Source organism: Stenotrophomonas maltophilia group sp. SKK55, from assembly GCF_057179845.1.
Map to the genome: position 1 here is coordinate 221,790 of NZ_JBXUHP010000011.1, position 19,363 is coordinate 241,152.

The 19,363-nt window shown below is 67.9% G+C and carries 15 protein-coding genes; 2 read left to right on the forward strand and 13 right to left on the reverse strand.

Annotated features, from left to right (window positions below; translation table 11 throughout):
- Positions 1–43: 43 nt before the first annotated feature.
- From AC2A1N_RS06020 to prmB, 12 genes are all read right to left on the reverse strand, one after another.
- Positions 44–751 carry a hypothetical protein gene (locus AC2A1N_RS06020; RefSeq protein WP_061480020.1) on the reverse strand — a complete coding sequence of 236 codons (708 nt, stop codon included), beginning with the start codon at positions 749–751 and terminating at the stop codon, positions 44–46.
- Complete coding sequence (locus AC2A1N_RS06025; RefSeq protein ID WP_242892458.1) at positions 748–6,135, reverse strand: DNA repair ATPase; 5,388 nt, start codon at positions 6,133–6,135, stop codon at positions 748–750. Before AC2A1N_RS06025 ends, AC2A1N_RS06020 begins: the two co-directional genes overlap by 4 nt.
- An 82-nt stretch (positions 6,136–6,217) precedes the next feature.
- Positions 6,218–8,236, reverse strand: a complete 2,019-nt coding sequence (locus AC2A1N_RS06030; protein ID WP_061480022.1) for a flotillin family protein — start codon at positions 8,234–8,236, stop codon at positions 6,218–6,220.
- Positions 8,236–8,910 carry an OB-fold-containig protein gene (locus AC2A1N_RS06035; protein WP_053500243.1) on the reverse strand — a complete coding sequence of 225 codons (675 nt, stop codon included), beginning with the start codon at positions 8,908–8,910 and terminating at the stop codon, positions 8,236–8,238. The genes AC2A1N_RS06030 and AC2A1N_RS06035 overlap by 1 nt, the downstream gene beginning before the upstream one ends.
- 168 nt (positions 8,911–9,078) lie before the next feature.
- On the reverse strand, positions 9,079–9,735 hold the full coding sequence (locus AC2A1N_RS06040; RefSeq protein ID WP_053500245.1) for a phosphoribosylanthranilate isomerase: 657 nt from the start codon (positions 9,733–9,735) through the stop codon (positions 9,079–9,081).
- On the reverse strand, positions 9,732–10,502 hold the full coding sequence (gene truA / locus AC2A1N_RS06045) for a tRNA pseudouridine(38-40) synthase TruA (protein WP_061480023.1): 771 nt from the start codon (positions 10,500–10,502) through the stop codon (positions 9,732–9,734). The genes AC2A1N_RS06040 and truA overlap by 4 nt, the downstream gene beginning before the upstream one ends.
- A gap of 33 nt (positions 10,503–10,535) precedes the next feature.
- Complete coding sequence (locus AC2A1N_RS06050; protein ID WP_049414720.1) at positions 10,536–10,898, reverse strand: VOC family protein; 363 nt, start codon at positions 10,896–10,898, stop codon at positions 10,536–10,538.
- Between the two features lie 26 nt (positions 10,899–10,924).
- Complete coding sequence (locus AC2A1N_RS06055; protein ID WP_484371761.1) at positions 10,925–12,952, reverse strand: type IV pilus assembly protein FimV; 2,028 nt, start codon at positions 12,950–12,952, stop codon at positions 10,925–10,927.
- A gap of 129 nt (positions 12,953–13,081) precedes the next feature.
- Positions 13,082–14,110, reverse strand: coding sequence for an aspartate-semialdehyde dehydrogenase (locus tag AC2A1N_RS06060; RefSeq protein ID WP_019660602.1), 1,029 nt, complete (start codon positions 14,108–14,110; stop codon positions 13,082–13,084).
- An 89-nt stretch (positions 14,111–14,199) separates the two neighbouring features.
- On the reverse strand, positions 14,200–15,237 hold the full coding sequence (locus AC2A1N_RS06065; RefSeq protein ID WP_061480025.1) for a 2-hydroxyacid dehydrogenase: 1,038 nt from the start codon (positions 15,235–15,237) through the stop codon (positions 14,200–14,202).
- Positions 15,230–16,333, reverse strand: coding sequence for a chorismate synthase (gene aroC, locus AC2A1N_RS06070; protein ID WP_061480026.1), 1,104 nt, complete (start codon positions 16,331–16,333; stop codon positions 15,230–15,232). The genes AC2A1N_RS06065 and aroC overlap by 8 nt, the downstream gene beginning before the upstream one ends.
- The gene (prmB, locus tag AC2A1N_RS06075) at positions 16,330–17,259 is read right to left on the reverse strand and encodes a 50S ribosomal protein L3 N(5)-glutamine methyltransferase (RefSeq protein WP_484371764.1); all 930 of its coding nucleotides are present in this window, start codon (positions 17,257–17,259) and stop codon (positions 16,330–16,332) included. Before prmB ends, aroC begins: the two co-directional genes overlap by 4 nt.
- A gap of 122 nt (positions 17,260–17,381) precedes the next feature.
- On the opposite strand from prmB, the gene AC2A1N_RS06080 reads away from it, so the two are divergent.
- Together AC2A1N_RS06080 and asd are read left to right on the forward strand one after the other, a co-directional pair.
- Positions 17,382–18,032, forward strand: a complete 651-nt coding sequence (locus AC2A1N_RS06080) for an SCO family protein (protein ID WP_484371766.1) — start codon at positions 17,382–17,384, stop codon at positions 18,030–18,032.
- Entirely contained in the window at positions 18,029–18,871 is an 843-nt protein-coding gene (asd, locus tag AC2A1N_RS06085; RefSeq protein ID WP_061480028.1) for an archaetidylserine decarboxylase, read from the forward strand. The genes AC2A1N_RS06080 and asd overlap by 4 nt, the downstream gene beginning before the upstream one ends.
- 141 nt (positions 18,872–19,012) lie before the next feature.
- On the opposite strand, the gene AC2A1N_RS06090 is transcribed toward asd, so the two are convergent.
- Positions 19,013–19,360: a ribonuclease E inhibitor RraB gene (locus tag AC2A1N_RS06090; protein WP_049414732.1), complete on the reverse strand. Its 348-nt coding sequence runs from the start codon at positions 19,358–19,360 to the stop codon at positions 19,013–19,015.
- Positions 19,361–19,363 lie beyond the last annotated feature (3 nt).

The following is a 19,363-nucleotide window of genomic DNA, read 5'->3' on the forward strand; positions in this document are numbered from 1 at the left end:
GGGCAGTCTCCTTGCAGTTGGGTAAGCGGCAGCGGCGGCCGGCTCAAGGCAGTCTAGCCTGAGCCGCGGCCACCTCGTCATCGATCTGTGCGTGCAACGTGGCAGCCTTGCCGGCCAACGCAGCGCCCGCAGCGGCCTGGCCCGCCAGTGCAGCCTGCCGCCAGGCTGGCAGCAGCACGTCATGGATGCGCGCGAAGCGTTGCAGCAGCATGTGGTCCTGGTCCTGCAGCAGCTGCCATTGGCCGGCTTCCAGGCGGCGCAGCGAGGCCAGCCGGCGAAGATGGTCCAGCCGGTGCGACAGCGCGGCCTGACCGGCGATATCCAGCGTCGTCAGCCGCGACGCAGCCAGTTCGGCCCAGCCGTCCAGCGCCGCGGCCGCCGCGGAATGCTCAATGATGGCCATGGCCCGCAGCTGCATGTGCTGCTGCAGGTGCTGGGCCTGCTCACGCGCCTGCAGGGCCAGTACGCCCAGCTGCGACTGCAGCGCGTGCCCTTCTGCTTCGCGAGCGACATCGCGCCCCAGCAGCCGCCCCCACCAGCCTTCCTGCTGCCGGATCTGCGCCGGGTTGCCGGCCTGCAGGGCCAGCGCGATGCGCGCAAGCGCAGCCACCAGGCGCTCGCCCGCATCCGGTGGCAACGGCGTTTCGCGCCGCGCCAGCGCCTGCAGCAACGGCGCACCATAGTCGGCCAGCGCAGCGACATCGACCGTATCCGGCAGCATCGGTGGCGGCAGTGGCACGCGCGTGGTCACGGCAGCGGCGGCGGCTTCGGCGTGGATGCCGGCATGCCATCGCCGTCTTCCGGTGGCAATGACTCGCCGTAGAAGTGGCGCATCAGCGCCTCATCCAGCGCCCGCTCCTCCGGCGTCGCGGCGCGGCGCACGCGCGCGCGCTGCGCCACCACAGCGCTCGGCGTGCCCCGCTCGACCTGCTGTCGCGCCCAGCCGGCGAACGCGGCCAGGGTCTGCGACACCTGCACCTGCTGCGCCTGCGATGCCGCCAGCAGCTCCACCAGCGGCGCCAGGCCCGCCTGCAGGTCTTCGGCCAAGGCCGTGGCCGGCACGCCGGGGGCTGCCGCGACCGGCGCCGGCGCAGCGGCCGGACGCGCCTCTGAAAGGCGATGCAGGGCCTCCAGCAGCGCCGGCCACGGCGCCGGGTCCGCAATGGCGATCGCTTCCGGCGCGGGCGGTGGCAGCTGCAGCGCGGTGGCGATATCGGCCAGCTGCGCCACCACGCGCCCGCCGACATCGCTGTCGCCGGCCCCCATGGCCTTGTTGCGCAGGAAGTCGCGCTTGATCTGTGCCCAGCGCTGCGCCTGCGTGTCATCCAGTACGCCGCGCAGTTCGGCCAGCTTCAACAGGTTCTCTTCGGCACCGGTAGTCAGCAGCTGCGCCTCGCCCAGGTAGTGGTCGGAGATCAACTGCTGCAGTTCGTCCTCGTTCATCACCGGGGAGATCTTCTCGGCCAGCTTGTTCATGTTGCGGTAGCTGCCTTGCAGGCGGAACGGCGGCTCGGTGCGGTAGCGGTCGTCCTGTGCGGCGCTGGCGATGTACTGCTGGTTGACCCGGTAGACCACGTCGCGCACACGCAGCATGCGCTGCAGGGTGGCGGTGATCTCGTTGATCTCCGCGCTGCTGTAGGCGTGGCTGAGGCCGTTGGTCGAGACCTCCTTGCCCATCGCGCGGTCGACCAGTACATACAGGTCGGCCATGTCGCGCGTGGCCAGCGGCGCCAGCACCGGATTGGAGGTCAGGCTGTTCTCGATGTAGCTGAGGGTGAAGGCGGCCTCCATGCCACCGAGCACGTCACCGAGGTTGTAGATGTCGGCACGGTTGGCCAGCATGTCCGGAATCTTGAACACCTCGCCGGACTCGGTGTACGGGTTGCCGGCCATCACCACGCAGAACTTCTTGCCGCGCATGTCGTAGGTGCGGGTGCAACCGCGCCACACGCCCTCGATACGGCGGGTGCCATCGCACAGCGAGATGAACTTCTGCAGGAACTCGGGATGGGTGTGCTGGATGTCGTCCACATACAGCATGGTGTTGTTGCCCATTTCCAGCGCCAGGTTGAGCTTCTCCAGCTCCTGCCGCGAGGTCGCGTCCGGTGCCTGGGCCGGGTCCAGCGAGCGCACCTCGTGGCCCAGCGCCGGGCCGTTGATCTTCATGAAGACCAGGCCCAAGCGGTGCGCCACGTATTCCATCAGCGTGGTCTTGCCATAGCCCGGGGGCGAAATCATCATCAGCAGGCCCATCAGGTCGCTGCGCTTGTTCTCGCCGACCGTGCCCATCTGCTTGGCCAGGTTGTCACCGATCACGCCCAGGTAGACATCGTTGATCAGCTTGTTGCGTACGAACGAGGACAGCGGCCGCGCCTTGAACTCGGAAAGCCGCAGGGTCTCGCGCTCGCGACCGATGATGCCCTGGCGCAGCGCCTGGTAGGCATGGAACGCTGGCACGAAATGACGCAGGTGCTGCTGCAGGCGCGCGAGGAAATCATCCAGCGATACCACCAGCGCGCCATTGCTGATGCGTGCGTGTTCACCCAGCAGGCCATTGACCTCCGCCTGCAGTGCGGCATCGCTGGCACGGGTGCGCAACTGGCGCTGCACCAGCAGCAACGCGACGGCTTCGTCGACATAGCCGGCATGCTGGGCATGCGCCGGCATCCGCGCCACTGCGCGCAGCCACTGCCCAGCCAATGACCAACGCGTAGCCAGTGGATCCTGGCCGCGCTGCAGGGCACGCTCGACCGCCTCACGCTGCCCCGCCTGTTCCAGCTGCTGGGCCAATGCCTCCAGCAGCGCCACCGCGTGGCGGCTGCTGCTGAACACCGGATCGCCCGCCGCCAGTTCTTCGCCCAGATAGGCGGCTGCAGCCTCCGCGGCATCGGCATCGAAGGGCAACGCGTGGGACTGCGCATACCCCAGCAGCGCCTCGGCCATTTCTGTGCGCAACGCCAGACGCCCTTCGTCGGACCCCAGCAGGCGTGCCAGCGCCTCGGCGCCCACCTGCCGCGCCGGCCATTGCGCCACCGCCTCGCGCCGCTGCTCGGCTGCCCAGAACAGCAACGCCAGCGCACGTATCCGTGGTGCATGGCGCAGGCTGCCAGCGGCCTGCTGCAAGGGCAGCAACGCACGCAGGATCAGCGCGGCATCATGGTCATGGATGCCACGCTCATAGCCTTCGCGATAGCGCGGCGCGGCGAACGCACGCACACGCTGATCCAGTGCTTCCGGGTTGGCGACGTCGTGCTGCAGCGCAGCCAGATCGAGGCCATCGCGCCCCTCCTGCGCGGCCAGCAGCAGGCTGCCGGCCAGATACTCGCCGCGATACAGCGTGGGCGATTCCGAGTCGAGGGTGACCGGCCAGAACGGCTTGAGTGCGTCCAGCTCCGGATCGTGCAGGGTCTCCAGGAAGTCGGTGCCGGTCAGATGGATGGCCAACGTATCGCCACGCGGCAACAGGGTCAGGTCCAGTGCCTGCGTATTGACGCTGAAGCGATGACGCGGGCCCAGCCGTACCACGTTGCCGCCGGCTTCGTACAGGTCACTGCGGTCGCGCAGCTGGCGCACCGCCTGGTCACGCACGCCCTTCAGCCGCGCCTCGATGTCGTCGGCCTTGACGTTGTCGTGCAGCGTACGCAGGCGCTCGGCCAGCTCACGCAGCTTGAGGATCAGCGGATCACCGGCAAAGAACGCGTTGAGCTCATCGGCGGTGGCGAAGCGCTCGGTGCGCCTGGCCAGGCCGTCGAGGATCCGATTGGCCGCATCCAGTACCGAACGCGCCTTGCGCTGGCGGTCATCCAGCAACGCCTGCTTGTGCGTTTCGAAGGCCTCGACCAGCTCTTCGCGCTTGCTCAGGATGTCGCCGAGGAACTGCTCGTGTTCGCCGAACTGGCTCTCCAGTTCCTCCAGCTGCACCAGCAGGCGCGACAACTGCTCGTCGGCACGTTCGGGGTCGGTGGCCAGCGCCAGCGCGCTGGTGATCGACTGCGAGAACAGCGCGAACTGGGCGGCGAACTGCGCCACGGCCTCGGCCGAACCGAGTGACCTGCGGCGCTGGTCAGCACGCGCGCGCGCCTGGTTGAGGCGACCGTACAGCACCGAGATCGACTCGACCACGCGGGTGCGGGCAGTGGCATCGTCCACCTTCAGGCCGGCCATCAGCTCGGACAGCATGTCCAGGTCGGACGCCATGCCACGCAGGCCTTCCAACTGCTCGTCCAGCTGGCGCGCCGTCTGTGCCTGCTGCGCGGCATCATCCAGCGCCTGCAGGCGCGTGGCCAGCGGCGCCAGCGCTTCCTCGCCGGCGAGGAAGTCTCCGGTGGCGGCGCCAACACGGTCCTGTGCCTCCACCAGTTCGACGGTCATCGCCTCGATGCGCGCGGTGTCGATGTAGCGCAGCTCGCGGAGGGTCAGCAGCCGCCCGCGCAATGCGGTGATCGCGTTGAGGGCCTCGACGAAGGCCTGCACCTCGCTCCAGTTCTGCGGTTGCAGCCGGCCCAGCAGCGCCTTGTGCGCGGCCTCGGCCTCCCCCATCGCCTGCGCCGATTGCTGACGGATCGACTGCACCTTCTCGTACTCGTCCAGCACTGATTCGCCGGTCGCGCTGATCTGCCGCAGCAGCGCCTCGGCGCCATCGCAGGCCGCGTCACCCAGCCAGTGGTGCGCATCGAACAGGCGCCGCGTATCGGCCACCAGGCGCTGGTAGCGCTGTACCGACACGTCCTGGCCATCGATCTCGCGCGCCAGGTTGAACAGGTTGGAAATGCCGCGCACCAGCTCGGCGTTGCCGATGCGGCCCATGAACGTGTTGCCGGGCGGCCGGTTGGCGGCGAACTCGTCACTGCTGAACGGCGTCTGCCAGACCTGCATCGGATGGATGCGGGTCGGTTCGCTGCCCTCGGCATGGAACAGCACCATGCGACCGTCCTGCATCAAGGCGTAGCCATGGCCGAACACCGGGTTCTGCAGCACGCGCTGGATGGTGTTGTAGACGAACAGCGCCGAGCGCCCGCCTTCGCGCTCGTAGAAGATGTACAGCACGTCCTCGCCGTTTGGCGAACGGATGCTGCGCTTGAACTGCATGCCGGCCATCGATGCATCAAACGCCTTGTGCTCGCCGCCCTGCAGGTAATAGCCACCCGGGAAGATCACGCCATGGTCTTCGGGCAGCTGCACGCAGGCCTGCACGATCGCATCATTGCGCACGATGCTGCCGGTCAGCGTGTTGTAGATCAGGCCGCGCCATTCGGTCTCGCGGTACGGCAGCACCTTCAGCAATACCAGCGAGCCGACCCGGGCGAACTCGAACTGGGCGTCGTCCAGCGACTGCGTGCTGTCCTCCACGGGTTCGCTGTAGATGCCCTGCCCGGTTTCGGTGTTGTTTTCGACCTTGATGGTGAGGTCGCCGCCGGTGGTCTCCACGAACAGGGTGTCGAGGATGTTCAGGTGCGAATGGCGGCCGTTGACCGCCAGGTCGCGGGTCGCCCGGGTCCATTCGAAGTCGAACGGCGGCGGCAGTGCGATATCGCGCTCACCGCGCGCATCCAGGTAGGTCAGCTCGCCGTCGCGCGACAGCGCCCAGCGGAACACGCGCACGTCGCTGCTGCGCTCGCCGATCTGGAACGAGGCCAGCAGCTTGTCGCCGACCACGATCAGCTGCAGCAGGCGCGCGTGCTTGTAGTAGGCATACAGCTCGTTGAAATCGTGCACGAAGCCGGGCTGGTCGAGGAAGCTGCCCTTCAGTTCCAGCGCCGCGACGTCGTAGCCGTCGCTGCCCTGCACCAGCCGGTACAGGCCGAACACATCCTCGATGCGGGTCTGGGTCTTCAACCCGATGAACACGTTGTAGCCGAACAGCAGGCGGTCCGGGCCCACCTGCACGATGTCACGGCCGACGCAGTTGTTGTCGCTGCGGATGCGGAAGCGCCCGACCACCTCCAGGCGGCTGTCGCCGAACTCGGCCAGGCGCTGGCGGTTGAGTGTTTCGGCCAGGCCCTGCAGGCGCTGGCCCTGCTCGGCCAGGCGGCGGCGCAGGACTTCGTAGGCGCCGCCCTGGGCGACAGCCTGGTCGACGGTGCTGCCGCCGGCCTCCGGCGCAGTGGATTCGGCGGACGGATGGGTTTCAGACATCAGCAGGTTTCCGGCTCACGGGCGGAAGGCCGCGGTTGCGGCCGGCGCGGGCGGGCGATGGCGGCGGCCATCGCCCGATGCATCAACGGGCGCTGTCGACCACGGTAGCCGACACGGTCGGTACCGCTTCGGCATCCTCGGCGATCTGGCGCGGCGCCGGTTCGGCCACGGCCACGCCCAGGTAGCGCTGCATCAGCTCCTGCACGATCGGGCTCTTGCCGGCGAAGCCTTCGATCGACTTGCCCAGCGACACCGCCTTGACCAGGTTCTCGAACATGCCGCCGTCGCCACCGACCAGGTCGATATCGGCGTTGCGCAGCGCGCTGGCGATGACATTGGCGTTCTCGCGCGAGACTTCCTTGCCGGCTTCGATCGAGGCCAGCGCCTGCTTCAGGCTGTTGTCCAGCATCATGCGGAACTCTTCATGGCCACGTGCCTGGTCACTCAGCGAGGCGATGGCTTCGAACTTGCGCACCAGGCCCTCGGCCTCGGCCAGCAGCTTCTTCTGCACCACGCCGGCTTCGGCATTGCCCAGCGACTCGGTGGCGGTGGCACGGGCCAGGCCCATCTTTTCCTCACCCTGCGCCTGCGCCTGCAGGGTCTCGGCCAGAACGCGGGCTTCGTTGCTGCCCTGCTTCAGGCTGGCTTCGGCCTTGGCTTCGATCACGCGGGCCTCGGCAATGCCGACCTTCTCGATGGCCAGCGCCGAAGCTTCACGCACCTGCGCTTCGGCCAGGCCCGGCGCTGCCTGTTCGGCACGCAGGGCATCGGCCAACAGGCGCTTGGCTTCGGCCTGCTTGCCGGCCGCTTCATGCTCGGCCTGGGCCAGCGTGGTCAGTTCCACCGCGCGATGCTTTGACGCGGTCTCGCGCGCCTGCGCTTCCTTGACTTCGCGCACCAGCGCTTCCTGCGCCTTGGCCTCGGCTTCCAGGATCAGCACCTGCTTCTGGCGGTCGGCCTCGGAGACTTCGCGCACTTCCTTGATGCGCTCCTCTTCCTGCGCCACGGTCTTGTCGATGGAGATGCGTTCACGGGTGATGTTGGCCACGTCCATCTTGCCCTGCTCGACCACCTTGTCACGCTCCACGCCCTGCAGCTGCACTTCACGATCGGTGGTGACCTGCTCCAGCAGGCGTGCGCGCTCCACGCGCTCGGCCTCGATGGCCACGGCACGCTGGCGGTTCTGCTCGGCTACTTCCACTTCGCGCAGGCGGTTCTGGTCCCGGATCTCGATCAGCTGCTGCGCTTCGATACGGGCGTTCTCGGACAACTGGCGCTGCTCCTCCTGCACCTTGGCGGTCTCGGCCTCCTCGCGTGCGCGGATGGTCTCGATCTCACGCTTCTGACGTGCTTCGGCTTCGGCCTGCTGGCGTTCCAGGGCCAGCAGCGCTTCGCGCGCTTCCACGTTCTTCTTGGTGATGGCGAGCTTCTCGTTCTGCTCCAGCTCGTTGGTCACCACGTTCTGCGCGGCGGTCAATTCGGTGATCTTGCGGATGCCCTGCGCGTCGAGAATGTTGAACTGGTCCAGCAGCGACTTCGGGGTCTGCTCCAGGTAGTCGATCGCCACGTCCTCAAGGACGTAGCCGTTCAGATCATTGCCGATCACCGCGATGATCTCGTCGCGGAACTCCTGGCGCTTCTCGAACAGTTCGGTGAAGTCGAACTTCTTGCCGACCGTCTTCAGCGCTTCGGAGAACTTGGCGTTGAACAGCTCGTCGACCGCATGCTTGTCCGATGCACGGTCGGCACCGATGGCCTTGGCCACGCGCAGCACGTCGGCCTGGGTCTCGTTGACCCGCAGGTAGAACGCCACGGCGATATCGGCACGCATGTTGTCGCGGCAGATCAGGCCTTCCTTGCCGCGGCGGTCGATCTGCAGCGTGATCAGGCTGATCCGCATCAGCTCGGCGCGGTACAGCACCGGGATGATCAGCGCACCGGTGAAGTGCACCTTGGGCGTGGAGCTCATGTCGTTGACGATCAGGGCCACGCCCTGGTCGACCTTGCGGTAGAAGGCCTTGAACAGGCCGGCCAGGCCCAGCAGTGCGACCAGCAGCACGGCTACGCCGATCAGGAAGGGGGCCATGGTTGCCAACGTCATCAGTGATTCTCCTTGTTGCCCGGAAGCAGGTTGTCCTGGAAGTCGAGGGCGACCGCGTCGGCGCGGACCACCCGGTAATGGTGTTGATCAGCCACGTGTTCGACCAGCACGATGCGCTCGCCACGCTGCAGTTCGATCTCGCTGCGCACCTGCAGCACCAGTCCGGCGCCGCCATCGTCGAAGGTGGCGTGACCGCTGCGGGCATCCACCTTCGGCGAGGCAACCACGCCGGTACGCCCCAGCAGCGAGGCCTGCGCCACCGGGCGCAGGCGCAGCAGGAACCTGCGGACGGGGCGCAGCAGCAGCGCGGTGAACGGAACCGCCGGCAACGGCGCCAGAAGGGCCACGACCGCACCGATCGCCCAGCGCAGCAGGTCCGGCAGCGGCAACAGCACGAACAGATGGACGAAATAGGTGACGATCCAGGCGAAGAAACCCAGCAGCGTCACCACAAGCATGAGGGGAACCCCACCCAGGCCCCAGCGCGCCAGCAGCGCGGACAGTCCCTGCAGATCATGTGGGTCGCCATGCAGCGCCCCATCGGCGCCGGCATCGCCAAACCCGTCGTCGACCAGGCCGAAGGCCGCCAGTGCCCAATACAGCACCGCCACCGCCAGCACGATGCTGTACGGCAGGGTCGGGAAACCGAACACGACGGTGAGGAACTCCTGCATCGCTTGCCTTCCTGGGCTGTGGGCGGCGGCCGCCCGTTCGGGGCGCGCCATGCACGTCCCGTCGATCCCCGCGCCGACCCTCATGGCAGGCGCGCTTGGGTCCATCCTATGTGAAGAATGCGTGCAGGCTCAAATCCAAGTCCAAATTACGGCAAATAGTGACGCCAATCACTCAAGAACCGTGCAATCGGCGCGGCGCACTTCCTCGACAAAAGTACGCATCCTGTAGCCGTCCTTGATGCCCGGCTCCAGTTCGATGCCGCTGGAGACATCCACGCCCCACGGCAGGGTGGCCAGCACGGCGTCGTAGACGTTTTCCGGATTCAGGCCACCGGCCAGCAGGAACGGCCGGTGCAGGCCGGTCGGAATGCGGCCCCAGTCGAAGGCCACGCCGGTACCGCCGCCGCCGCCCGGGGCATGGCTGTCGAACAGGAAACCGGCGGCGCTGGGATAGCGCAGCTGCAGGGTGCGGGCGTTGATCTCTTCACGCCCGCCCATCGCGATCGCCTTCAGGTAGGGCATGTTGAAGCTGCGGCAGAAGCCCTCGTCTTCCTCGCCGTGGAACTGCAGCAGGGTCGGCCGTACCGTGCGCAGCACCTCGCGCACCTCTTCCTTGCTGTTGTTGCGGAACAGCGCCACCACGTCGACCATGGGCGCGATCGCCTGGCGCATCGCGCGCGCTTCGGCCGGAGCGACCCGGCGGCTGCTTTCACGGGCAAAGATGAAACCCACCGCGTCCACGCCCAGCTCACCGGCCAGGCGGACGTCGCCGGCCCGGGTCATGCCACAGAACTTGATGCGTGTGCGGTAGTAGGAGCGGCTCATAGCGTGACCTCGGCGGGCAGGTGCCAGTTGTCGGGGTACAGGGGCCCAAGGAACACCAGGCCCTGCGGCGGTGCGGTGGGACCGGCTACGGTGCGATCGCGCCCGGCCAGCAGTTCGGCGATCCATTCCACCGGCTTCTCGCCACTGCCCACCAGGATCAGCGATCCGACGATATTGCGGACCATGTGATGAAGGAATGCATTGCCCTGCACGGCGACCTCGATCACCTCGCCTTGGCGGCTGACCTGCAGTGACTGCAGCTCACGCCGGGCGTGCAGCGCCTGGCACTGCACCGAACGGAACGCGCTGAAATCGTTCTCGCCGAGCAGGGCCTGGCCGGCGGCGTGCATCAGGGTCTCGTCCAGCGCGCGGCGCTCCCAGCTCAAGGTCTGCCGGTCCAGCGCGGGCCGCACTTCGCGGTTGAGCAGGCGGTAGCGGTAGCGGCGTGCGCGCGCGGAGAAACGCGCGTGGAAATCCTCGGCCACCGGCACGCACCAGCGCACTGCGATCGAGCGCGGCAGGCGGGTGGTAGTGCCCAGCATCCACGCGCGCGGATCGCGCGCCACGTCGGTATCGAAATGCACGACCTGGCACTGGCCGTGCACGCCGGCATCGGTGCGGCCGGCACAGACCACCTGCAGCGGCGAATCGGCCACCGACGACAGGGCCTGCTCAAGGCTGGCCTGCACGCTCGGGCCGCCCTCGCCGAGGTTCTGCCAGCCCCTGAAATCGCTGCCGTCGTACTCGACGCCAAGCGCGTAACGCATGTGCTACCTCAGATGTTGCGGGAGGGGCGGCGCTCAGGCCGGATCGCGTTCGGACCACACCGCCAGTTCGTTGCCACCGGGCTCGACGAACTGGAAACGGCTGCCACCGGGGAAGGAAAACACCGGCCGCACGATCTCACCGCCAGCGTCAAGCACCGCCGCTTCGATCGGTGCCAGCTGGTCAGCGTACAACACCAGCAGTGGCGCACCGGCATCGCTGGCACGCAGCGGCTGGCCGCGGAAGAAGCCGCCCTGCAGGCGGCCGTCGTCGAACGCGGTGTAGTCGCTGCCATAGTCTACGAACGACCAGCCGAACGCCTTCTCGAAGAAGGCGCGGCTGGCCGCAGGATCCGTGGAAGCGAATTCAACGTAGTCGATGCGGCGCTCGCGGCTCATGACGGGGTCCTTGTCGGCAGGGTCGATCACGGCAGGCGGGCCAGCAGTTCGCGGGCCTGGGCCTGGCAGTGCAGGTCGCCGCCCTCGGCCACTTCCTGCAGCAACGTACGCGCGGTCTGGGCATCGCCCAGGTCGAGGTAGGCGATGGCCAGCTCAAGGCGTTCCTGCCCGGCGCGCGGCGCCCAGCCGGCATCGCTGGCCGGCGCCGCAGTACCGTCTTCATGCGCCGCCGCGGCCTGCGCGTCATGCGGCGCTGCGCCTGAAGCCTCGCCGTCAGGGTGCTCGGCCGGCAGGTCGAACACGCCGCGGAACTGCGGCTGCTGTTCGGCGTGCAGCGCGTAGTCCGGCACTGCCACCTCGCCAGGGGCCGCCTGCGCGAGCGGCTCATCCTGCGCGGCAGCGGCCGGCGCGGAATCCTCCTGCGTGGCCACCGGCTCGTCCCAGCGCGGCAGGTCGGTCACTGCCTCGGGCAGCTCCTTCACTTCGTCATCGCGCAGCGTCTGCGCCTGCCAGTCAGCCTGGGCGGCGACGTCGGCGACCGGTTCGGCAGCCGCGTCATCCTGCCCCCCGGTTTCGCTCGCCCAAGCCGGCATCGCCGGCTCCTGGCGGCCTGCTTCGGGCACCACCGACGACCACGAGGACTGCTCGGCCAGCGTATCCAGCGCCGCGCCCGCCGGTACCGCAGCGGCCAGGCCGGCGGCATCGTCTTCGTCGCGCAGCGGCGGCAGCGGCGATGGCTTGCGACGACGCAGCAGCCAGGCTGCACCGGCCGCCAGCAGCAGCACCGGCAGCCCCAGCCAGTACCACGGCGTTGCCGCATCGCGGGTATCCGGTACCTGTGCCAGGCGCTGCTGCGCGGCGGCCAGGTCGTTGTCCTTCATCGCGATCAGCGACTGCTGCTGTTCCTTGAGTTTTTCCAGGTCGGCGACGCGCTGCTTCAGCTCTCCAATCTCGGCATCGCGGGTCGCGATGTCCTCGCGTGCCTGGCGCAGTTGTTCGTTGCCCAGCATGTCACCCTCGCTGCCGGCTCCAGTGCCGGTGGTTGTGCCCGCGCGCGCGGCGTCGGAAGCCAGCGCCGGGGCGATTTCAAGTCGTGCCCCATTGGCCGCGGCCGGGGAAGAAGCGTTCGTGGTTGCCGCCGCGGCCACCGGGGCGACGGTACCCGCCGGTTGCGGCACGGTGCGCGCCTGCCGCCACTGCGCTGCATGCTCGCGCACCAGCGCTGCGGCCTCGGCGGCATCGACCGCCGCCAGTGCATCGCTGCCGGGCATGCGCAGTACGGCGCCTTGCTTGAGCAGGTTGACGTTGCCGCGGATGAAGGCCTCCGGGTTGGCCCGCAGCAGGGCGATCATCGCGCGGTCGCGGCTGACCTGGTTGCCGCGGGCCACCGCGCTGGCGATCTGCGACAGGGTCTGCCCACGCTGGACGATGACGCTGCCATCGGCTGCCTGCGCGGCAGCGGGTGCATCCCCTGCACGCGGGCGAGCCGATGCAGGTGCCGGCGCTGCCGCAGTGGACGGCGCAGGTGCGCTTGCGCTCTCCGCAGCGGCCGGTGCCGGTGCAACGTCACGGACGATGGTGTTGGAGAGGGTACCGGCCGGCGCGACGATTTCCGGTTCGGCCACCGCCAGTGCGCTGGAGGGCGCATCGATCAGCGCCGAGTATTCGCGCACCAAGCGGCCCTGGCCCCAGTCGGCCTCGATCAGGAAGCTCAGCGACGGGGTTTCGACCGGTGTCTGCGAGGTCACCCGCACCACCGCCCTGCCCTGCGCATTGCGGGTCAGTTCGAACTGCAGCTCGCTGACAAGCCCGGCCGGCCGCTGCAGGCCAACGCGTTCGAAGGTGACCGCAGAGGCCAGCGCGACGCGCAGGTTCTCCAGTTCGGATGGATCGGCCGAGACTACCGGGATTTCGGCCAGCAGGGGCTGGCCCGGCTTGGACAGGACACGGATGTCACCCAAGCCCAGGGCAAGCGCCGAACTGCTGGCCAGGGCCAGCAGCGCGGTGGAAAGATAGAGGAGCGGGCGCTTTGCGCCCCTGGCCCGTTTATTCATGGCGACACTATAAAGCGTGCGGACCGGGGTCCGCACCCATGTAGAGCCGAGCCCATGCTCGGCTGCATGGCCTGAGCCGAGCGTGGGCTCGGCTCTACAGAAAAGGCCGGGCATTGCCCGGCCTCTCCATCAACGCTGTTCGGCGGCGACCAGCTCGGCCAGCTGCACGGCGTTCAGGGCAGCGCCCTTGCGCACGTTGTCCGACACGATCCACAGGTTCAGGCCACGCGGGTGCGACAGGTCCTCGCGGATACGGCCGACATACACCGCATCGGTCCCCGAAGCATGGGTAACCGGAGTCGGATAGCCACCGGCCTCGTGACGATCCACCACTTCGATGCCCGGCGACTGCTCCAGCAGCGCGCGCGCTTCAGCGACGGTGACCTTGTCGCGGGTCTCGATCGCCACCGACTCGGAGTGGCCGTAGAACACCGGCACGCGCACCGCGGTCGGGTTCACCAGGATGCTGTCGTCACCGAGGATCTTGCGGGTCTCCCAGATCAGCTTCATCTCTTCCTTGGTGAAGCCATTGTCCTGGAAGTCATCGATGTGCGGGATCAGGTTGAAGGCGATCTGCACCGGGAAGCGCTGCGGATCGATCTCCTGGAAGCTGAGCAGCTGGCCGGTCTGCTTGCCCAGTTCTTCCATCGCCGAGCGGCCACCGCCGGACACCGACTGGTAGGTGGACACATTGATGCGCTCGATACCGTACTTGCGGTGCAGCGGCGCCAGCGCCACCAGCATCTGCATGGTCGAGCAGTTCGGGTTGGCGATGATGCCGCGCGGACGGTTGGCGACCTGTTCCGGGTTGACCTCGGACACCACCAGCGGCACGTCATCGTCGTAACGGAAGGCCGAGGAGTTGTCGATCACCACCGCACCGGCGGCGGCGAACTTCGGTGCGTATTCCTTGGACACGCTGCCGCCAGCCGAGAACAGCGCGATCTCGACACCGGTCGGATCGAAGGTGGCCAGGTCCTGGACCTTGACCTTCTGGCCGTTGAATTCGATCTCGCCACCGGCCGAACGCTCGGAGGCGAGGACGCTCAGGGTGCCGACCGGGAAATCACGCTCGGCCAGGATCGACAACATGGTCTCGCCAACGGCGCCGGTGGCACCGACGACGGCGACGTGGAAACTGCGCTGTGCATTGCTCATGGGGAACTCTCACGAAAACGGGAATGGGGGAAAACACGCACGACAGCTGGGTTCGGGGAACCTCCTCAAGCGGGGCGCACGGAGGTTCCCTATCGTTTCCCGGTTTTTTTGCCCAGCATCACGCGCGCGGCCATCGCCGCGTCAGCGTTGATCGCGCTCGGCATGCGCGACGGGCCACCATCCAGGCCGAGCCCGGCAGCCAGATTATCCACGGCCAGCTGTACCATCGCCGTGCGCGTGCCCAGCGAGGCGCTGCCGATATGCGGCGTGAGCACCACGTTGCGCAGCGCCAGCAGCTCCGGGCGCACCTTCGGCTCGCCCTCGTACACATCCAGGCCGGCGGCCGCCAGGTGGCCGTTGGCCAGTGCGTCGGCCAGCGCCAGTTCGTCGACGATGCCGCCGCGGGCGATGTTCACCAGGGTTGCCGTCGGCTTCATCTTCGCCAGGGCAACCGCATCGATGATGTGATGCGAGGCCGGCGTGTAGGGCAGCACCGTTACCAGATGGTCGGACTGTGCCAGCAGTGTATCCAGGTCCACGTAGGTCGCGCGGAGCGACGCCTCGGTGTCGGCCGGCAACCGTGAACGGTTGTGGTACAGCACCTTCATGCCGAAACCGTGCGCGCCGCGGCGGGCGATGCCCTGGCCGATGCGGCCCATGCCAAGGATGCCCAGTGTGCTGCCATGGACATCCGCGCCCAGCATGGTCTGGAACGACCACTGCTGCCACTGCCCGTCACGCAGCCAGCGCTCGGACTCAGTGATCCGGCGCGCGGTTGCCATCAGCAGCGCGAAACCGAGATCGGCGGTGGTTTCGGTCAACACGTCCGGCGTGTTGCTGGCCAGGATGCCGGCGGCGCTGAGCGCGTCGACATCCAGGTTGTTGTAGCCGACGCCGACATTGGCGATCACCTGCAACTGCGTGGCATTGGCCACCTGGGCCGCACCGATGCGCTCGTTGAGGGTGATGATCGCGCCGTCGGCGCTGGCCAGCTGTGCAGCGATCTGGTCCGGCGACCAGGCGGTGACGGTGTCGGTGCTGCGCAGCTGCACGCGATCGCGCAGCGGCGCGATGGCCGCCTCGATCAGCGGCTGGCTCACCCACACGGTCGGCCGCGTGTCAGCCATCGATCTGCCCGGGAATGCGCGGGGTGATCGTGCCGACATCGCCGCACTGCGCGCGATGACGCAGCGCCTGATCCATCAGCACCAGCGCTACCATCGCTTCGGCGATGGGCGTGGCGCGGATGCCGACGCAGGGATCGTGGCGGCCGGTGGTGACCACCTCGACCACGTTGCCGTCCGTATCCAGCGACGGGCCCGGCAGGCGCAGGCTGGACGTCGGCTTCAGGGCGATCGACGCAACGACCGGCTGACCGGTGGAGATGCCACCGAGGATGCCGCCGGCATGGTTGCTGGCGAAGCCCTGCGGCGTCAGCAGGTCACGGTGTTCAGTGCCCTTCTGCGCGGCGCTGGCGAATCCGTCGCCGATCTCCACGCCCTTCACCGCATTGATGCTCATCAGCGCGGCGGCCAGTTCGCCATCAAGCTTGCCGTAGATCGGCTCGCCCCAGCCCGGCGGCACGTTGTCGGCGACCACGTCCACGCGCGCACCGACCGAGTCGCCAGACTTGCGCAGCGCATCCATGTACGCCTCCAGCTCGGGCACCTGTGCGGCGTGCGGCCAGAAGAACGGATTGTCTTCCACCGCCGACCAGTCGAAACCGGCCGGGGTGATGTCGCCCAGCTGCGACAGGTAGCCACGCACGGTCACGCCGAAACGCTCGGCCAGCCACTTCTTGGCGACCACGCCAGCGGCCACGCGCATGGTGGTCTCGCGTGCCGAGGAACGGCCACCGCCACGCGGATCGCGGATGCCGTACTTGTGCCAGTAACTGTAGTCGGCATGGCCCGGGCGGAACTGCTGGCCGATATTGGCGTAATCCTTGCTGCGCTGGTCGGTGTTACGGATCAGCAGCGCGATCGGGGTGCCGGTGGTCAGGCCCTCGTATACGCCGGACAGGATCTCGACCTCGTCGGCCTCGCGCCGCGCGGAAGTGTGCCGGCTCTTGCCGGTCGCACGGCGCTGCAGGTCGTGGGCGAATTCGGCCGCGTCCAGCGCCAGCCCCGGAGGGCAGCCATCGATCACGCAGCCGATGGCCGGCCCGTGCGACTCGCCGAACGTGGTGACGGTGAACAGCTTGCCGAACGAATTGGAGCTCACGGGCGCTGCGCCGCCAGTTCGGTGATGCGTGCGCTGTGGGCGATCAGCTCGCGGCATTCGACCGCAAAGATGCCCATCTGGCCAACCTTGAACTCGATCCAGGAAAAATCGACTTCCGGCAGCAGCTTGACCAGATGCTGTTCGGACTCACCCACTTCACAGATCAGCAGACCGTCTTCGCTCAGGTGCAGCGGGGCGTCGCGCAGGATCTTCAGCACCAGGTCCAGGCCATCGTCACCGGCACGCAGGCCCATTTCCGGCTCGTAGGAATATTCCTGCGGCAGGGCATCAGTCTCGTCGTTGGTGACGTACGGCGGGTTGGTGACGATCAGGTCGTAGTGGCGGCCGGTCAGACCATTGAACAGGTCCGACTTGATCAGGGTGACGTTGTGCGCCTGCAGGCGCTCCTTGTTCTCCTCGGCCAGCGACAGTGCGTCGTCACTCAGGTCGACGCCGTCCACTTCCCAGTTCGGGTAGTAGTGGCCCATGGCGATGGCGATGCAGCCCGAACCGGTGCAAAGATCCAGTGCACGGCTGACATCGCGGCCGGCCAGCCACGGTTCGAAACCACATTCGATCAGTTCGGCGATCGGCGAGCGCGGCACCAGCGCGCGCGCGTCACTCTTGAAGCTCAGGCCGGCGAACCAGGCCTCGCCGGTCAGGTAGGCAGCGGGGACGCGTTCGTCGATGCGGCGCTGGAACAGCTCCAGCACGCGCAGCTTTTCGGCCTGCAGCAGGCGTGCCTGGCCGTAGGCCGGGCCGAGGTCGTGCGGCAGGTGCAGGCTGTGCAGCACCAGTTGGGTGGCCTCGTCCAGCGCATTGTCGTAGCTGTGCCCGAAGGTCAGCCCGGCTTCGTTGAAACGGCTGGTGCCGTAGCGGATCAGATCGATGATCGTGTGGAGTTCGGCGGCCGTTTCAGCGGTCATGGCGGTACTGCGGGCAAATTGGCCCCCGATTATAGGGGCTGGCGCCCGCGGCAGCATCCGTTGCGACGGAAACGATCGGGCCGCAGCCGGTATGATGGAGCCCATTTCGCGCGGGAGCCCCCATGTTCAATCGCAATGCCGGCATCATCCTGCTGATCGCCCTGGCCGCGGGGCTCGGCCTGCTGGCCGCCCAGCAGGTGTTCGCGCCGAAGCCGCCTGCCAACGCCCCGGCCACCGAAGCGATCACCCTGTACCCGCAGCCGCGTGAACTGCCCGACTTCAACCTGGCCCAGTCCGACGGCACCCGCCTGATCCCGGGCGAACTGAAGGGCCACTGGACCCTGGTGTTCCTGGGCTTCACCTTCTGCCCGGACGTCTGCCCGACCACCCTGGCCGAGCTGGCCGGCGCGCAGAACCAGTGGGAGGCCCTGCCCGATGGCCTGCGCCCGCGCGTGCTGTTCATCTCGGTCGACCCGGACCGCGACAGCGCCACCCGCCTGGGCGAGTACGTGCACGGCTTCCACAAGGACACCCTGGCCGCCACCGCCGATATCCCCTCGCTGGAGCGCTTCGCCACCTCGCTGGGCTTCGTGTTCCAGAAAGTGCCGGGCAAGCATTTCGACGAGAACGCCGAGGATTACACCGTCGAGCATTCGGCCAGCCTGGCCGTGCTCGACCCGCAAGGCCGCCTTGCCGGCCTGGTGCGCCCCCCGTTCAATGCGCCGGCGATCGCCCGCGACCTGCACAAGCTGACCGAGAAAACCGCCCCATGAGCCTCACCACCGCCCTGACGTACGCCCTGCCCCATCGCCTGCTGTCCTCGATGGCACGCTCGCTGGCGTACTCGGACGATCCGCGCGTGTCGCGCTGGCTGATCGACACCGTCACCCGCAAGTTCAACGTCAACCTGGACGAAGCGGCCAACCCGGACCCGCGCAGCTATGCGACCTTCAACCAGTTCTTCACCCGCGCGCTGAAGCCGGGCGCGCGCGTGGCCGATGCCGATCCGCGCAGCCTGGTGATGCCGGCCGACGGCCGCATCAGCCAGCTGGGGAAGATCGAGGCCGGCCGCATCTTCCAGGCCAAGGGCCAGTCGTTCACCGCCGCCGAGCTGCTGGGCAGCGACGAGGACGCCAAGCCGTACAACGACGGTCTGTACGCCACCGTGTACCTGTCGCCGCGCGACTACCACCGCGTGCACATGCCGTGGACCGGCACCCTGCGTGAAACCGTGCACGTGCCGGGCCGCCTGTTCAGTGTCGGTCCTGCGGCCGTCAACGGCGTACCGCGCCTGTTCGCACGCAACGAGCGCCTGGTCTGCCACTTCGACACCAGCTTCGGCCCGATGGTCAGCGTGATGGTCGGCGCGCTGCTGGTGTCCGGCGTGGAAACCGTGTGGAGCGGCGAGGAGATCCCGGCCTACGGCGATCGCATCACCCGCAAGGACTACCGCGGCAAGGGCATCAAGCTGGAGCGTTTCGCCGAGATGGCACGCTTCAATTACGGCTCGACCGTGGTAGTGCTGCTGCCGCCGGGCGTGGCCGAATTCGCCCCGCAGCTGGGCGCCGAAAGCCCGGTGCAGCTGGGCCAGGCCCTGGCAAAGCTGCGCTGACCGTAGATCCACGCGACGCATGGATGGATTCAACGGGATGCCGGCCAGCGGCCGGCACTACCGGGTCTGTAGAGCCGAGCCCATGCTCGGCTGCCGGCATGAACAGCCGAGCATGGGCTCGGCTCTACAGTCAGAAGCGTATTACTGCAGGACCGGGGCCGGGCCGACGTCCATGCCGTCGTAGTCTTCCACGCCGTGCTCCGCCGCCAGCGCCGCGAATTCCTGGTTGCGGCGGTCCAGCGAGGCTTCGTCGTGGATTTCCACGCGCTCCACGTGCAGCACGTGGAACGGCGCGTCGCCCTCTTCCGGTTCCTGCTCGAAGAGTTCCACGAAGGTGTAGCCCTGTGCCTGCAGGTGCTGGGCCAGCGCCTGCAGCGGCTCGGCACTGGCGTGGACGAAGAAATACCCCCACAGCAACGGGCCGTTGATGTCCCAGTCGGTGTTCTCGCGGAGGTTGGCGAACAAGTTGCGGGTGGCTTCGAGGTCCATACA

Excerpts from the sequence above, each read along its gene's own strand:
- AC2A1N_RS06080 (WP_484371766.1), top strand. The coding sequence starts at position 17,382 with ATGTTCAATCGCAATGCCGGCATCATCCTGCTGATCGCCCTGGCCGCG.
- AC2A1N_RS06050 (WP_049414720.1), bottom strand. The coding sequence starts at position 10,898 with ATGAGCCGCGAGCGCCGCATCGACTACGTTGAATTCGCTTCCACGGAT.
- AC2A1N_RS06030 (WP_061480022.1), bottom strand. The coding sequence starts at position 8,236 with ATGACGTTGGCAACCATGGCCCCCTTCCTGATCGGCGTAGCCGTGCTG.
- AC2A1N_RS06090 (WP_049414732.1), bottom strand. The coding sequence starts at position 19,360 with ATGGACCTCGAAGCCACCCGCAACTTGTTCGCCAACCTCCGCGAGAAC.
- AC2A1N_RS06060 (WP_019660602.1), bottom strand. The coding sequence starts at position 14,110 with ATGAGCAATGCACAGCGCAGTTTCCACGTCGCCGTCGTCGGTGCCACC.
- prmB (WP_484371764.1), bottom strand. The coding sequence starts at position 17,259 with ATGACCGCTGAAACGGCCGCCGAACTCCACACGATCATCGATCTGATC.
- asd (WP_061480028.1), top strand. The coding sequence starts at position 18,029 with ATGAGCCTCACCACCGCCCTGACGTACGCCCTGCCCCATCGCCTGCTG.
- AC2A1N_RS06025 (WP_242892458.1), bottom strand. The coding sequence starts at position 6,135 with ATGTCTGAAACCCATCCGTCCGCCGAATCCACTGCGCCGGAGGCCGGC.
- AC2A1N_RS06065 (WP_061480025.1), bottom strand. The coding sequence starts at position 15,237 with ATGGCTGACACGCGGCCGACCGTGTGGGTGAGCCAGCCGCTGATCGAG.
- AC2A1N_RS06035 (WP_053500243.1), bottom strand. The coding sequence starts at position 8,910 with ATGCAGGAGTTCCTCACCGTCGTGTTCGGTTTCCCGACCCTGCCGTAC.
- AC2A1N_RS06040 (WP_053500245.1), bottom strand. The coding sequence starts at position 9,735 with ATGAGCCGCTCCTACTACCGCACACGCATCAAGTTCTGTGGCATGACC.
- truA (WP_061480023.1), bottom strand. The coding sequence starts at position 10,502 with ATGCGTTACGCGCTTGGCGTCGAGTACGACGGCAGCGATTTCAGGGGC.
- AC2A1N_RS06055 (WP_484371761.1), bottom strand. The coding sequence starts at position 12,952 with ATGAATAAACGGGCCAGGGGCGCAAAGCGCCCGCTCCTCTATCTTTCC.